Here is a 14,210-nt window from a genome sequence, read left to right on the forward strand (position 1 = left end):
CCGCCCCCGGCCGTAGAATTCACGCGTGGCAGGCAGGATCAACGATGACGATGTGAAGGCGGTACGGGACGCGGTCCCGATCGACGCCGTCGTGTCCGAGTATCTCCAGCTCCGCAACGCCGGCGGCGGCAACCTCAAGGGCCTGTGCCCCTTCCACGACGAGAAGTCCCCGTCCTTCCACGTCAGCCCGGCCAAGGGGCTCTACCACTGCTTCGGCTGCCAGGAGGGCGGCGACACCGTCGACTTCATCATGAAGCTCGACCACCTCTCCTTCGCCGAGACCATCGAGCGGCTGGCCTCCCAGGCCGGCATCACCCTGCGCTACGAGGAAGGCGGCTACACCCCCGGCCGCCAGCAGGGCGAGCGCACCCGCCTGGTGGAGGCCCACAAGGCCGCCGCCCAGTTCTACGTCGAGCAGCTCGACAGCCCCGAGGCCGAGATCGCCCGCACGTTCCTCGCCGAGCGCGGCTTCGACCAGGCCGCCGCCCAGCACTTCGGCGTCGGCTACAGCCCGGCCGGCTGGGACCACCTCACCCGCTTCCTGCGCGGCCGCCGCTTCAGCGACCAGGAGCTGGTCCTCGCCGGGCTCTCCCAGGAGGGCCGCCGCGGCCCCATCGACCGCTTCCGCGGCCGTCTGATGTGGCCGATCCGCGATATCGCCGGCGAGGTCGTCGGCTTCGGCGCCCGCAAGCTCCGCGACGACGACAACGGCCCCAAGTACCTCAACACCCCCGAGACCCCCATCTACCGCAAGTCCCATGTCCTCTACGGCATCGACCTCGCCAAGAAGGAGATCGCCAAGACCAACCGCGCGGTCGTGGTCGAGGGCTACACGGACGTGATGGCCTGCCATCTGGCCGGGGTCACCACCGCCATCGCCACCAGCGGTACGGCCTTCGGCGAGGGCCACATCAAGATCCTCCGCCGCCTCCTGATGGACAACGCCGGCTCCGAGGTGGTATTCACCTTCGACGGCGACGCCGCGGGCCAGAAGGCCGCCCTGCGCGCCTTCGAGGACGACCAGAAGTTCGCCGCCGAGACCTCCATCGCCATCACCCCCGGCGGGATGGACCCCTGCGACCTGCGGCTCGCCAAGGGCGATGCGGCCGTCGCCGACCTCGTCGAGGCCCGCACCCCGCTCTTCGAGTTCGCGCTGCGCCATGTCGTCTCCCGGCACAACCTCGACACCACCGTCGGCCGCGCCGCCGCCCTCGACGAGGCCGCCCCCATCGTCGCGAACATCAAGAACAGCTCCATCCAGCACGAATCCGCCGTCCAGCTCGCCGGCATGCTCGGCATCCTGGACACCCAGTTCGTCGTCCGCCGCGTCAGCCAGCTCGCTCGCTGGGCCCGTGAGCGCGGCCGTGACGGCGGCCCCGAACAGGGCCGTCAGCAGCGCCGGGGCCGGCCCCAGGCCGCCGAGGAGGCCCGCCCCGCGCCCGGTCCGCGCGGCCCGGCGCTCAACCTCCGCAGCCCCGCCCACCGCGTCGAGCGCGAGCTGCTGAAGCTCGCGCTGCAACGCCCCGACCTGGTCTCCCCGGCCTTCGACGCCTACGGTGCCGACGAGTTCACCGCCCCGCCCTACGCCGTGGTCCGCCAGTGCATCGAGGCCGCCGGCGGCGCCGCGGCCGGCGCCGCCGACAGTGCGTACGTCCCCCGGGTGCGGGAGGCCGCCCCCGACGACACCGTCCGCGCCATGGTCACCGAGCTCGCCGTCGAACCGCTGCACACCCGCCGCGACCCCGACGAGGCCTACGCCGGCGTCCAGTTGGTCGCCGTCCGCCTCGCCGCCGTCAACCATCGCGTGACCGAAATCCGCGGCACCCTCCAGCGCCTCGGCCCCCGCGCCGACCCCGAACACCTCGCCGCCGTACAGAACGAGCTCTGGGTTCTCCAGCAGTACGGCCAGTCCCTGCGCGAACGCGGCTACGCCGCCCTGTAGGACGTCTTGTCGGGGGGCGGCGTCCGGGGCCGTCCGGGGCGCTCTCTCAGGGCGCTCTGTGAGGCCTCCTCAGGGCGCTCTGTGGAGCCCCCTAACACCCCCGGACACTCCCCGCGGTAGCCGTCCGGTCACGGACCGGACTCAAAAAGTGGTCGCACGCCCCTCGTGGCGGGAGTGTGTCGTACTCCACACTGAGAAGCGGTGCCTGAGTCCTCGGAGCGCGGCGGGCCCGGTCGCACCGCGCCAAAATCCCCCGCACCGCCGCTTGTGACGTACGGGACGGACAGCGGCTCGGCCGCAACCGTGCCCGACCTTTCTGCCGCCTCAGCAGCGATCACCCTGGAGGTCGCCCCCGTGCAGACCCGGACCCTCGCCGACGCGCCGCCCGCAGCAGAGCCGGTCACGGAACCGGACGCGGAACGGGATGCGGAACCCGACGCCGAACCGGTCGCGGAATCGTTCCCGGAAACGGCCCCCGATCCGCTCACCGTGCCGCAGCAGGCCGAACCGCCCGCCGCCGAAATGATCATCGATGAGATCATCCCGGAGCCGGCGCCGCGCCCCGAGGCCGGCAGCCCGTCCGCCGATCTCTTCCGCCAGTACCTCCGCGAGATCGGCCGCATCCCGCTGCTCACCGCCGCCGAGGAGGTCGAGCTGTCCCGCCGCGTCGAGGCCGGCCTCTTCGCCGAGGAGAAGCTCACCACCACCCCCGACCTGTCCTCCCAACTCGCCCACGACCTCGACCGGTTGGTGGTGCTGGGCCGGATGGCCAAGCGCCGCCTGATCGAGGCCAACCTGCGCCTGGTGGTCTCCGTCGCCAAGCGCTATGTCGGCCGCGGGCTGACCATGCTCGACCTCGTCCAGGAGGGAAACCTCGGACTGATCCGCGCCGTCGAGAAATTCGACTACGCCCGCGGCTACAAGTTCTCCACCTACGCCACCTGGTGGATCCGCCAGGCGATGTCCCGCGCGCTGGCCGACCAGGCCCGGACCATCCGCGTCCCGGTCCATGTCGTCGAGCTGATCAACCGCGTGGTGCGGGTCCAGCGCCGGATGCTCCAGGAGCGCGGCCACGAACCCACCGCCGAGGAGGTCGCCGCCCACCTCGACCTGACCGGGGAACGCGTCAGCGAGGTGCTGCGGCTGGCCCAGGAACCGGTCTCGCTGCACGCCCCCGTCGGCGAGGAGGAGGACGTAGCCCTCGGCGACCTCATCGAGGACGGCGACGCCGCCTCACCCGTCGAATCCGCCGCGTTCCTGCTGCTCCGCGAACACCTCGACGCGGTCCTGTCCACCCTCGGCGAACGCGAACGCAAGGTCGTCCAGCTCCGCTACGGCCTCGCCGACGGCCGCCCCCGCACCCTGGAGGAGATCGGCCGGATCTTCGGCGTCACCCGCGAACGCATACGGCAGATCGAGTCCAAGACCCTCAACAAACTCCGCGACCACGCCTTCGCCGACCAGCTCCGCGGCTACCTCGACTGAGGCCGGACCACTGGGCTCCCGGACTCCCGGCCCCCGGACTCACGCCGACCGCTGGAACGCCCCGGGATGGGCCTCGTCACGCACCGTCGTGTACTGCTGGCGCACGGCCTGCCCGACCGCCAGCTCCTCACCGGGCTCGAAGACCTGGCTCGCGGCGGCCGGCCACTGCGGCGGATCGACCCATGCGGCCCCGCCGCCCGCGCCCGCCTCCGCACCGGGCGCCGGGGTGAGCGTGCCGTGCGCCACCCCCCACGCCCAGGCCGCCTGCCGCGCCGCGCCCAGCGCCGCGTACTCGGCCGGCTGCGGCACCACGACCGGCACCCCGAACAGCCCCGGCGCCACCGCCTGCACGGCACCCAGCTCGGCGGCCGCCCCCAGCAGGAACACCCGGCGCACCGCCACGCCCCGCCCGCGCAGCACATCCAGCGCATCCGCCAGCCCGCAGAGCATGCCCTCCACGGCCGCGCGCGCCATGTGCTCCGGCTTCATGCTCTCCCGGCGCATCCCGTGCAACGACCCGGCGGTATGCGGCAGATGCGGCGTCCGCTCGCCCTCCAGATACGGCAGCAGCACCATGCCGTACGCACCGGGCGAGGACTTCAGCGCCAGCTCGGACAGGCCCTCCAGATCCGTCCCCAGCATCTCCGCCGCGCCGCGCAGCACCCGCACGGCGTTGCTGGTGTGCACGACGGGCAGATGCCGGCCGGTCGCGTCCGCGAACGAGCTGATCGTCCCGCTCGGGTCGGCCAGCGCCTCGTGGTGGATCCCGAACACCGACCCCGAGGCGCCCAGCGACACCACGGCGTCACCCTCCCCGACACCGAGCCCGAAGGCCGCCGCCATCGTCTCGCCGGTACCCGCCGAGATCAGCAGCCCCTCCGGGGTGAACCCGGCCGTCCCCGACGGGCTCAGCACCTCGGGCAGCCGCATCTGATGGCCCAGCGCCAGCTCCACCAGATCCGGCCGGTAGCTCTCGGTCGCCGCCGACCAGAAGCCCGTCGCCGAGGCCCCGCCGCGGTCCGTCGTACGCCGCGCGGGGCGCCCCAGCAGCTGCCACGCCAGCCAGTCGTGCGGCTGCATGATCTCCGCGATCCGGGCCGCATGCGCCGGCTCCGTACGCGCCAGCCAGCGCATCTTCGTCACCGCATGCGTCGCCTGCGGCACCGCCCCGACGGCCTGCGCCCACGCGCTGCGCCCGCCCAGCGCGTCGATCAGGTCCGCGGCCGAGCTCTGCGCCCGCTTGTCATTGCCCACCAGCGCCGGGCGTACGAGGTTGCCCTCGACGTCCAGCGGGACCAGACCGTGCGGCTGCGCGGAGACGCCGATCGCCTGCACCCCTTCGAGCAGCCCCCGGCCCGCCGCCTCGCCGAGTGAGATCAGCCACGCCTGCGGATCGGCCTCGGGCCCCTTCTCGACGGGGTGCGGCGCATACCCCTGCCTGATGACGGCACCTGTGTCCGCATCGCAGACGACGATCCGTGTGCTCTCGGACGAACTGTCCAATCCGGCGACTATCCCCATGCACCCAGATGATGCCCCATACGACGCATAGGAGCAGCGTCAGGGTTTGCCGCCGGGGGCCCCGGCTCAGGTATTGCTCGTGCCCCAGTCGTCCTCGTCGGGGGAACGCTGCTCGCGCAGCGAGCGGACCCGCGCGCTGACCGAGCCGGGCAGCCGGTCGCCGACCTTGGCCGACACCGTCCCGAACGCCTTCGACGCCGCCTCGCGCCCGGTCAGCGCGGCGGACTCCGCGGTGTTCCGGACCGCCGGATTCTGCGTGACCCGCTGGGCGGCCTTGCGGAGCTGCTCGTACCGTTCCCGGCCGGCCCGTGTGCCGAGCACATACCCCGTGGCCAGTCCCGCGATGAACGTGAGCCGGTAGCGCATTGCTCCACCCTTCCTGTCGTCGGACCCCTCCGGCGCCGGTACGCACCCGAGTGTCTGGCTGTGACGCGCGCCTACCCTCCGGGGCCGGAGATCACCCGAGGTGACCTGAGGCGATACCGATTGGCGGAGCACCCCCCTGCTTGCGCTAATGTATGTGTCGCAGCGAACGCGCGCCGTCCGGAGCCCCGGACTGCGGTGCATTCGAGGCACACAGAGCAATCCCCTGTAGCTCAATTGGCAGAGCAGCCGGCTGTTAACCGGCAGGTTACTGGTTCGAGTCCAGTCGGGGGAGCTCGGTCCCCTGTAGCTCAATTGGCAGAGCATTCGGCTGTTAACCGGAGGGTTACTGGTTCGAGTCCAGTCGGGGGAGCAGAGAGAAGAGGGCCCCGAAAGGGGCCCTTTTTCTTGTGCCGTGGAACCGAACGACCCGTGATCGAAGTCCTCTTGGGCGTGCGTGGTCGCCCGACGGCAGCCCTCACGGGCAACAGATCGTATGAGCGGCTATGCTGCGGCAGACGGCGCGCACAAATGTGCGCGACGCGCCGTGGGGGGCGGTAGCTCAGCCGGTTAGAGCAGCGGACTCATAATCCGTCGGCCGTGGGTTCGAGTCCCACCCGCCCCACCGCAGCACCCAGGGCGAAGCCCCTTTCTACCTGGGGAGACGTCAGAACGGGGGCCACCGCCACAGTGCGGTGGCCCCCGTTCAGCCGTTCAGACCAAGATCCGGTGGACACACAGGGGACACGCAGGGGACACCCAGGGCCCGCTGCGTCGTACGGAGGCCCGGGGCTGCATTCCCTCACCCTTGGGGAAGTTGGGAGAGCGCGCCGCCGCTCGCCGACTGCCCGGCCGGGGCGGCCGGGGCGGAGCAGGGCGAACCGCTCGAACCGCTCGAAGTGCTCCCATCGGGCTTCGGGGGTCTGCCGACCGTTCAGATCCGCGCCTCGCAGGACCTCCCAGCCTCGACTGGCGCAGTGGCCGCGTATCCACGTGAGGACCGAGCCGGCCACGTGCTCCTGGCCCCGGCACCCTGTGCGCCCCCGAGCACCGGGCTGTCCGGGCGTGTTTGCGCTCCGGTGGCCCAGACTTCACCACGGGACCCACGGCGCGGTTTTCGGCTTTTCGCTCTCCGGGCACGTCGACCGCCGGTGAGCGGAGGGCGGGACGGAAATGCCGCTTCCCCGCCGCCGACCTCGTGCTCACGCTGCTTGAGCGCGTCTGTCGCGACACGGCCTGACCGCCACATGCGGGATCTCCAGCGAAGCCCTGCAGATGAACTGTGACGAGTGGCGAGCAGAGATCCTGCCGCCCTCGCGACCTTTCACGCCATGGTGTCGATCTTGGCCCGGCATGCAGTGCGCAGCATGTGCAACTGCGCGATCGCGTCCCGGTAAGGCGGTCCACCGGGGTGGGTGATCGCCTCCGTCACCAACGTTTCCAACGCCTTCCTCGTCTCGGACGGGATGACGAAGGTCCCGTACTGGTGGAACCCGGTCTCCACCTTGTTGCGGAGCGTCCGGTTCAGCGCGTCCCAGGCATCCTCGGCGGCGTCCCGGAGCTGCCTTCGATCGGCTACCGCACCGTGCGACAGCCTGTCCAAGCACCGCTCCATCTTCTGCGCACGGTCATCCAGTTCCGTGGCGAGCTTCCGCACGCGCGCGAACACCTTCGACGACGCGACCACGAGACCGACCACCACGCTGAGACACGTGGCGAAGACCGCGGGCGCGTAGCGCCCGGGGATCGGCAGATCGCGGATCAAGCAGACGACGCCCACGGTGCCGCAGCACATTGCGGTCACCTGAAGGGCCGCGGTCCACGTGAGGCGTCCCCGCAGGCGCTCGTAGGCGAATGAGGTCGGCTCCCGCACGCCTCCGCCGACGTGGAAGACCCAGATCATCACCAGGGCCAGCCCGGCGACAACGGGCTGGCCCGGCAGGAAGCTGACTGCCGCCACCACGACCAGGCCAAGAGTCGCCATATACGCGGTCATTGGCACGAACGTGATCACCCGATGCCAGGTTTCGGAGCGGGTCACGAACCACGGCTTCACGACCCGGTACGAACCGAGCAGCAGGAGGGCCGAGAGGACGGCCGAGCAGCCGAACAGCGTCGGCGAGGTACCGCCGAGCGCCACAACCGAGAGGACGACGACCGCACCGACGCCGGTCGCCCCCGCCCACAATCGCCAGGGTGCTGGGCGGGCCCCGTCCCAGGGAGATACGGGCTCGGGTATCACGGACGTCCTCCTCGCTTCGGTTGGCGCCTGCTTTTCTCGACGCCACTGCCGTTGAGAAAAGCACCCGCTACTGACAAACCGAACGCGAGCCGCCCGGTAACAGCGAAAACCGAAGCCGTCTCTTGCCCGACCTTCAGCGCCGAGACCCTGCATGTGCGGGGAGCCGAGATCGGTTATCTCCATGAGAACGGGCTCTGGCCCACTTCGTGTGGTCGCGTACACGGGGTGACTGTTGGTCTTCGCCCAGGGCGTTTCTGATGGCTCTTGGACGGTGCCGCCGAGCCTGATGACGATCGCTGCAGCGGTCAGGGTGCCGTTGAAGATGTCGTCACGTTTGTCGTACCTGCCGGCCACTGCGCGGTACTGCTTCCCTAATGGTGGTTTTAGTGGTCGTAGGCGGTCAGTGCGCGCATGACCGGCCGGCCGCGGATGACACCGGCTTCACTCATCAGGCCCCCTTGGAATCGATCATCCAGGGAACCGGGAGGCGCTCTCCCGGCGGACCGCCGAGATCAGTCCGCCGGGCTGCTCCTCGCGCTGCGGCGGGGTGCTGATCGGGCGGCCGTAGGCGGCAGCGCGCTCGCGCAGGGTGTGGCTGTCGGCCTCCCAGCCGTGCCCGGCCAGCCAGCCCACCGGGTCGTCGGGCATCTCCGAGATCCACATGGATGCCGCCGATCCCGGCGCGGCGTCCGCGCCGAAGCGCTCGATCGCGCCGCGCGAGCCCAAGGTCAGCCCCATCCGACTGCCTGCCGCCGACTGCGTGCTGATCCGGGCCAGCAGTAGCTCCACCGCGTCCTCGGGCAGATAGATCAGCAGTCCTTCGGCGATCCACGCGGTCGGCACGGCCGGGTCGTGCCCTGCGGCGGCCAGCGCGCCTGGCCAGTCCTCACGCAGATCCACCGCGACGGTGATCCGCTCGCAGCGTGCGACGGCCCGCTCCTGGCGCAGCACCGAAGCCTTGAAGTCCAGTGGCGCGGCGGTGTCGACCTCGAACAGCCGGGTGCCCTCGGGCCAGTTCATCCGGAAGGCCCTGCTGTCCATGCCGGCGCCGAGCAGGACGACCTGCCGGACCCCGGACGCGGAGGCCTGCTGCAACAGGTCGTCGAGGAACTTCGTCCTGATGGCGATGGAGAACGACACGGCCAGCCGTCGGCGTCGCGCGGCCTCGTCATCGGGCGGCGGCGAGGAGGGCCACAGGCCGCCGGCGGTGGCGAAGGCCTGTGCCAGTGGGTCGCGGAACAGCGCGTTCTCCCGCTCGGTCTCCAGCGCCCGCACCCTGGCCACCCCCACCGCCGTGGCCCACACTCCCGACGGCTGCACCCGCTCCTGCTCATCAGTCACCGCGCCAGCCTAGATGCTCGATTCCAAGGGGCCTGATGAGGGGAGCCGGCTTCCTGCCCGGCCGGCCAGTCATGCGCGCACTGACCGCCTACGACCACTGAAATCACCCTTCGGCGAAGACCAACAGGCACCCCGTGTACGCGACCACACGACGTGGGCCAGAGCCTGAGAACGGACAGTAGATGTGCACCACTTCGGGAGACACCGCTGTCTGGCACGGTTCGTTCGCGGCAGCACGGTCACCGGAGAGGCCGGGGATTGGACGTCGGCGAGTTCTGCGCGCCGGCTAGAAGATGCCGGCGCGCAGGTGCTGCGTGAGGTTCTCGAGGATCTCACGCAGCCATGGGCTGCGGACGGCGGGTAGCCGGACCAGGGTGTGCTGGAACGCTCCCGGGTCGGCCCGGAACAGGTGGCGGGGGAGTGGCGCGAGCGGTTCGTCGCGGAGGACGCCGTCGGGTATGCGGCCCGACGCGGGGACGGGCAGGTGCGGTTCGGGGAAGGCCAGCCACAGCCACACCCCGAACGGCAGCGGCACCGGGTATGCCGAGGCGGCCGGGCCGGCCGGCGTCCAGGTCTCCCCCGACTGCGGGTGCGTCGGCACGAGGAGGATGTCTGCGTCCGCGTCGGGCGTGGGCCGCCCCGGTCCCGCCAGGACGGCGCGCCGCGCCGGCGGACCTACGGGCAGCAGGGCGTCGAGGGCGCGTTGGAACACTTCCGCGATCAGGCCGTCCGGGACGGTCACCGGCCGGCTTTCCGAGGCCGCCAGCAGGTGGGCGAGCGCTCGGCCGGCTGCCGCCTCCCACTGCGGACTCCATGACCACCAGTGGTTCCGCCCCAGCCGCGATCCCCACGTGGCGATCGGCTCGAACGGGGGTGTGCCCTTCCCCGCCGTCAGCTCCGTCCAGGAGAGCGGTGCGGCGTCGGCGTCGTCGACGGGGCAGCGGCGCACGGCGTTCGGGGCGAGCCACACCGCCTGCCAGAGCGAGCAGTCGTCGATCCTGCTCGCCACGGGCAGGCCGCATGCCTCGCAGGCCATGTTGGGGCCGTCGGCCCCGTCGAGGCCGCAGCAGTAGCCGCCGCCTTTCTCCGGGATCAGCCGGGTGCCGCGTACATCTCCGGGTGCGATGACGATCGCGCCGGGCGCGCCGTCGGACAGGGCGTGGACCGGCGCGTAGATGCCGCGGGCCGCTGCCTCGTCCTGATCGATCTCCTCCCACGTCCGCAACGGCGGCCCCAAGGGCTCCGGGTCCACAGCGAACGTGCCCGACTCCATGAGCACCGGGAGCTGAATCCCGTTCCCGTACCTCTGATGGGCGTGGACCGGCAGGACAACCTGGGACAGCGGGGTGGTCAGCCTGGCGCCGCACCCCCCACACACGAAAGCGAACAGATGTCCTCCGCTGGGAAACAGGGGAATCGTCGCAACTCGGCGGCGGCCGGCCAACGTATTTTTCGTCCGCTGCGGGGCCGGAGCACCGCCATGGAGCGGAGCATCAGCTCCGGCGCGATCCGGCTTGGCTGCCCGCTGACGGCAGGCCCTCCGCAGCCGGGCTGACGGAGGTGCCGTCCGGGCGCTGTTCCGCAGCGGCCGGACGGGTGTTTACGCGTGGGCGCTGATCACGCCGCCGGCGCTGAGCACGATGTAGATGCCGTTGGCGTTGAGGCCGACGTCGTGCTGGTTCGTCTCCAGTGTGGCGGCTACGCCGTCGTGGCCGATGATCTGCGCGCGGTAGCGCAGCTCGCCGGTCTTTGTGACCTTGGCCGTCCAGCCGCCCGCGAGCTTGAAGGTGCCCGGTCCCTGGTGTCCGCCGCCCATCCAGGAGTGGACCTGGCCGTCCAGCGTGAGGGTGACGAACATGTCGTTGGCGTCGAGCCCGTCGTCGTGCCCCTTCGTCTCCAGCGTGGCCAGGACCGAACCGCGGGCGACGATCTTGGCGCGGTAGTGCTGGTCGCCGAGCTTGTAGATCTCGGCCTTGCTGATGCCGTCCGCCAGGCGCTGGGTGCGGACCGGGGACGCCGCCGTGCCACCGGCCCCGGCGTGCGCGCTGCCCGACTGCTTGCTCGCTGCGCCCGCCTTGGTGTCGGCCGTGGTGTCGGCCTTGGCGCCGGAGCCCGCCTGGGCATCGGAGCTCTGTGCTCCGGTGGAGGAGTCCGCGCCACTGGACTCGGGGGAGGAGCCCGCGCCGCTGGATTCGACGGCGGCTGCGCCCGCACCCGTACGGCCGGCGGACTTTGCGCCGGCGGCGTCCGAGCCGGAGCAGGCGGTCAGGGTGAGGCCGGCGACTGCGACCAGGGCCGCGGCGGCGACGCGCAGGGTGCGGCGACGAGTGGAGCGGACAGTGGTGTTGGAGCTCATTACGGGGTCCCCCAGGACAGTCGGTGTCGGTGTCGGTGTTTCCTCGGTACGTCACTCACTCTGACCGGGGCCACTAGCGCACGGCTGCCGCTCCGCTAATACCCGGCTAACACGGGTGTGAGGTCACCGCATGACGCTTCACGTGGCATGCCGCACGCGGCGTGCGTCAGGGTGTCGGTGACGTGAGCTGACGACAGATCACCTCGTGGGCCAGGTGCGCCGTCGTCAGCAGGTCCTCGCGGGCCGTGCCGAGGTTGGCTCGCACGGACAGTCCGTGCACGACGGACTGGACGAGTCCGGTCAGGGCCGCCGCGTCGGTCCCGGCGACGAGTTCGCCGTCCTGGGCCGCTCGCTCGATGCGTGCGTGGAGGGTCCGCTCGTTCCAGCCGTGCAGTTCGGCGTAGTAGGCGCTGGTGTCGAGCGTGCTCGTGCTGTCGGTCATCGCGGCGCTGCTGAGAAGGCAGCCGGGATGTGCGTCAGTTGGCCGGGTGAACTCGTGGACCGAGTCGATGAGGATCTGGTCGATGACGGTCCGGAGGTCCTTCCCGGCGACGGCCTGTCGGTAGATCTCCCGGTAGCGCTCGGCGTAGGTCCGCACCGCTTCCTCGAACAGCCCGGCTTTGCTGCCGAAGGCGGCGTAGAGGCTGGAGGTGGAGAGTCCGAGGGCGGCGGTGAGGTCGCGGGTCGACGTCCCGGAGTAGCCGCGTCGCCAGAAGAGGCGGGCGGCGTCGAGGATCGCGCGGTCGCGGTCGAAGGCTCGTGGTCGTCCACGGGTCGGCTGGGGCACCCTTGCATTGTAGAGCGTTTGCTCCATAATAACTTTATGGAGCAAACGATTCAGAAAAGGCTGTCGGTCGGCGGAGGCAGCTGGGTCACGGTCGAGGTGCATGGGGAGCCTGATGCTCCGGGTCTCGTCGTCATCCCGGGCGCGATGAGTGACGCTTACGGGTGGCGTCATGTCGCGGCCGCCGTCGACGCCTGGCCGTCGGTGACGGTCGTCAACCGCCGGGGCCGCGCCCCCTCGGGGCCGTTGACCAGCGCTTACTCGCTGCAAACGGAGGTCGAGGACCTTGGCGTGATCCTCGACGAGTGCAATGGCACGCAGGCGCTCTTCGGCTGGAGCTACGGCGGCTTGATCGCGTTGCTGGCTGCCAACGATCGTCCACTGCCCCAGGTGATTGCCTACGAGCCGGTGGTGCGACCGTTCGGCCGTCACGTACTGCCGGATCTGCAGGCTGCTGAAGAGGCGGCGGACTGGGATGCGACCGTCGAGATCGTGAACCGGCGGATCGCCGGCCTCGACACGGCGCAGATCGAGGCCCTACGGGCCGACCCTCAAGGGTGGGCGGCCCTGCGGGACTTGAGCAGGCCGGCGCACGCCGAGCTCGCTGCGCTCAACTCGGCGCCGCCACCGGACGAGATGGCACGACGGGCGGACCGTGTCGACCTGATCATCGGCCAGTGCAATCACGGCACGGTCCCCTACGGGACGTCGTTCGATGACGTCCGGCGGAGCGTCACCCGTGCCGGAGTCCATGTGCTTCCCGGTCAGGGCCACCTGGCCCACATCCAGGCGCCGACGGAGCTCGGCCACCTGCTCAACGGCCTCGCCGCCGTCCGATGAGCAACCGTGCCAACGTCGTGGCCTCGTATCGCTGAGTTTTGTCTCTCCGACCGATCAGGACCGGTCGGAGAGACGGCCAGGGAGACGGCCAGGGAGACGGTCAGAGGGGCAAAACTCGGGCGGCCGCGCCTGGTTCTTCGGGTTCTCCTGGGCGTCTTTCCGCTGCTCACGCCCGCGTTAGCCGGGAGTTAGCGGAGCGGCAGCCGTGCGCTAGTGGCCCCGGTCAGAGTGGGTGACGTAGCGAGGAAACAAAGACACCGACACCGACACCGACTGTCCTGGGGGACCCGAAATGCGCTCCAGCGCCACTGTCCGCACCGCTCGTCGCCGCCGCACCCTGCGAGTTGCCGCCGCGGCTCTGACCGCGGCCGCCGGCCTCACCCTGACCGCCTGCTCCGGCGCGGACGCCACCGGCGCGAAGCCCGCGGGCCGCGCCGACACGGGCGCGGCAGCCGTCGCATCCAGCGGCACGGGCTCCTCCGCCGGAGCGCAGGGCTCCGACGGCCAGGCGGGCTCCGGTGCCAAGGCGGACTCCGGTGCCCAGGCCGATGCCAAGGCGGGCGGAACGAGCAAGCAGTCGGGCAGCGCGCACGCCGGGGGCGGTGGCGGGGCGGGCTCGGGCGTCCAGCGCTGCCACACCTCCGGCCTGAAGGCGGCGTTCGCCACGGGCGGCGACGCGGTCCCGGACCCGGACGCGGACGGTGCGACGACCGCCAGCATCGTGCTGACCAACAAGGGCGGCAGCGCCTGCAAGATCGGCGGCTTCCCGGGCGTGGACCTGAAGTCCGAGAACGGCGGCGAGCGCTGGTCGCTGGCCCGCTCGTCGAAGAAGTTCAGCTCGATCACCCTGCAGCCCGGGGACAGCACCGACTTCACGCTCAACCTCGCCATGACCAAGGAAGAGACGGGCTTCTACCAGCCCGCCTTCGCGGACGTCACCCCGCCCAACGAGACCACCTCGCTGACCGTGGAATGGCCCTGGGGCACGCTCGTCGACCAGCGGAGCGCCACCCACCCCGCCACCTTCGTCAACCCCATCGGCTGACCACCCCGGCCCCCGCTCCGGGCCCGCACCGGGCCCGCCCCGCCCCGGACCGCTCTCCATCCGGCGAGAGCCCTCCCGCCGACCCTGAGCCAAGAAAGTCCGCTGCCCCGGCGACACACCCGGGCGGCGGACTTTCCGCTTCACGGGCCCCCGCCGGGCGTGTCAGGTTTCGCTGCCCCTGCCCCTGCCCCTGCCCCTGCCCCTGCCCCTGCCCCTGCCCCTGCCCCTGCCGCAGTCGCACGAAGCAGGTGTGGCACCGTCGCCGCCGGCGAGCCTGCCCGCAGCGCCGGC

11 protein-coding genes and 3 tRNA genes are annotated in these 14,210 nt (G+C 71.2%); 7 read left to right on the forward strand and 7 right to left on the reverse strand.

What is annotated here, in order from left to right:
- Positions 1-25: 25 nt before the first annotated feature.
- Positions 26-1,942, forward strand: a complete 1,917-nt coding sequence (gene dnaG / locus OHS81_RS25425) for a DNA primase (RefSeq protein WP_328386969.1) — start codon at positions 26-28, stop codon at positions 1,940-1,942.
- A 201-nt stretch (positions 1,943-2,143) separates the two neighbouring features.
- A complete protein-coding gene (locus tag OHS81_RS25430; protein ID WP_328386970.1) occupies positions 2,144-3,427 on the forward strand; it encodes an RNA polymerase sigma factor in 1,284 nt (427 codons plus the stop codon).
- Between the two features lie 39 nt (positions 3,428-3,466).
- On the opposite strand, the gene OHS81_RS25435 is transcribed toward OHS81_RS25430, so the two are convergent.
- Both OHS81_RS25435 and OHS81_RS25440 read right to left on the reverse strand, forming a co-directional pair.
- Positions 3,467-4,948: an FGGY family carbohydrate kinase gene (locus tag OHS81_RS25435; RefSeq protein WP_328386971.1), complete on the reverse strand. Its 1,482-nt coding sequence runs from the start codon at positions 4,946-4,948 to the stop codon at positions 3,467-3,469.
- Between the two features lie 66 nt (positions 4,949-5,014).
- On the reverse strand, positions 5,015-5,314 hold the full coding sequence (locus OHS81_RS25440) for a YtxH domain-containing protein (protein ID WP_328386972.1): 300 nt from the start codon (positions 5,312-5,314) through the stop codon (positions 5,015-5,017).
- A 219-nt stretch (positions 5,315-5,533) separates the two neighbouring features.
- Here OHS81_RS25440 and OHS81_RS25445 point away from each other — a divergent pair.
- From OHS81_RS25445 to OHS81_RS25455, 3 genes are all read left to right on the forward strand, one after another.
- A tRNA-Asn gene (locus OHS81_RS25445) sits at positions 5,534-5,606 on the forward strand.
- A gap of 5 nt (positions 5,607-5,611) precedes the next feature.
- A tRNA-Asn gene (locus OHS81_RS25450) sits at positions 5,612-5,684 on the forward strand.
- 178 nt (positions 5,685-5,862) lie between these two features.
- Positions 5,863-5,936 (forward strand) — tRNA-Ile (locus tag OHS81_RS25455).
- Between the two features lie 699 nt (positions 5,937-6,635).
- Here the strand turns inward: OHS81_RS25455 and OHS81_RS25460 are convergent.
- The 5 genes from OHS81_RS25460 to OHS81_RS25480 form a co-directional block, all read right to left on the reverse strand.
- Positions 6,636-7,451 (reverse strand): hypothetical protein, encoded by an 816-nt coding sequence (locus OHS81_RS25460; RefSeq protein WP_328386973.1) that lies wholly within the window; start codon positions 7,449-7,451, stop codon positions 6,636-6,638.
- Positions 7,452-8,021: 570 nt separating this feature from the next.
- A complete protein-coding gene (locus OHS81_RS25465) occupies positions 8,022-8,858 on the reverse strand; it encodes a class I SAM-dependent methyltransferase (protein ID WP_443058867.1) in 837 nt (278 codons plus the stop codon).
- A gap of 322 nt (positions 8,859-9,180) precedes the next feature.
- The gene (locus OHS81_RS25470; protein WP_328391417.1) at positions 9,181-10,284 is read right to left on the reverse strand and encodes a hypothetical protein; all 1,104 of its coding nucleotides are present in this window, start codon (positions 10,282-10,284) and stop codon (positions 9,181-9,183) included.
- A gap of 210 nt (positions 10,285-10,494) precedes the next feature.
- Entirely contained in the window at positions 10,495-11,250 is a 756-nt protein-coding gene (locus tag OHS81_RS25475) for a hypothetical protein (RefSeq protein ID WP_328386975.1), read from the reverse strand.
- 166 nt (positions 11,251-11,416) lie between these two features.
- A complete protein-coding gene (locus tag OHS81_RS25480; protein WP_328386976.1) occupies positions 11,417-12,037 on the reverse strand; it encodes a TetR/AcrR family transcriptional regulator in 621 nt (206 codons plus the stop codon).
- 36 nt (positions 12,038-12,073) lie between these two features.
- Here OHS81_RS25480 and OHS81_RS25485 point away from each other — a divergent pair, with 36 nt between their 5' ends.
- Entirely contained in the window at positions 12,074-12,874 is an 801-nt protein-coding gene (locus OHS81_RS25485) for an alpha/beta fold hydrolase (RefSeq protein ID WP_328391419.1), read from the forward strand.
- Between the two features lie 292 nt (positions 12,875-13,166).
- Positions 13,167-13,919 carry a DUF4232 domain-containing protein gene (locus OHS81_RS25490; protein ID WP_328386977.1) on the forward strand — a complete coding sequence of 251 codons (753 nt, stop codon included), beginning with the start codon at positions 13,167-13,169 and terminating at the stop codon, positions 13,917-13,919.
- Positions 13,920-14,210: the final 291 nt, after the last annotated feature.

This window comes from Streptomyces sp. NBC_00400 (genome assembly GCF_036048035.1).
GTDB lineage: Bacteria > Actinomycetota > Actinomycetes > Streptomycetales > Streptomycetaceae > Streptomyces.

Excerpts from the sequence above, each read along its gene's own strand:
- OHS81_RS25435 (WP_328386971.1), bottom strand. The coding sequence starts at position 4,948 with ATGGGGATAGTCGCCGGATTGGACAGTTCGTCCGAGAGCACACGGATC.
- OHS81_RS25440 (WP_328386972.1), bottom strand. The coding sequence starts at position 5,314 with ATGCGCTACCGGCTCACGTTCATCGCGGGACTGGCCACGGGGTATGTG.
- OHS81_RS25475 (WP_328386975.1), bottom strand. The coding sequence starts at position 11,250 with ATGAGCTCCAACACCACTGTCCGCTCCACTCGTCGCCGCACCCTGCGC.
- OHS81_RS25485 (WP_328391419.1), top strand. The coding sequence starts at position 12,074 with ATGGAGCAAACGATTCAGAAAAGGCTGTCGGTCGGCGGAGGCAGCTGG.
- OHS81_RS25490 (WP_328386977.1), top strand. The coding sequence starts at position 13,167 with ATGCGCTCCAGCGCCACTGTCCGCACCGCTCGTCGCCGCCGCACCCTG.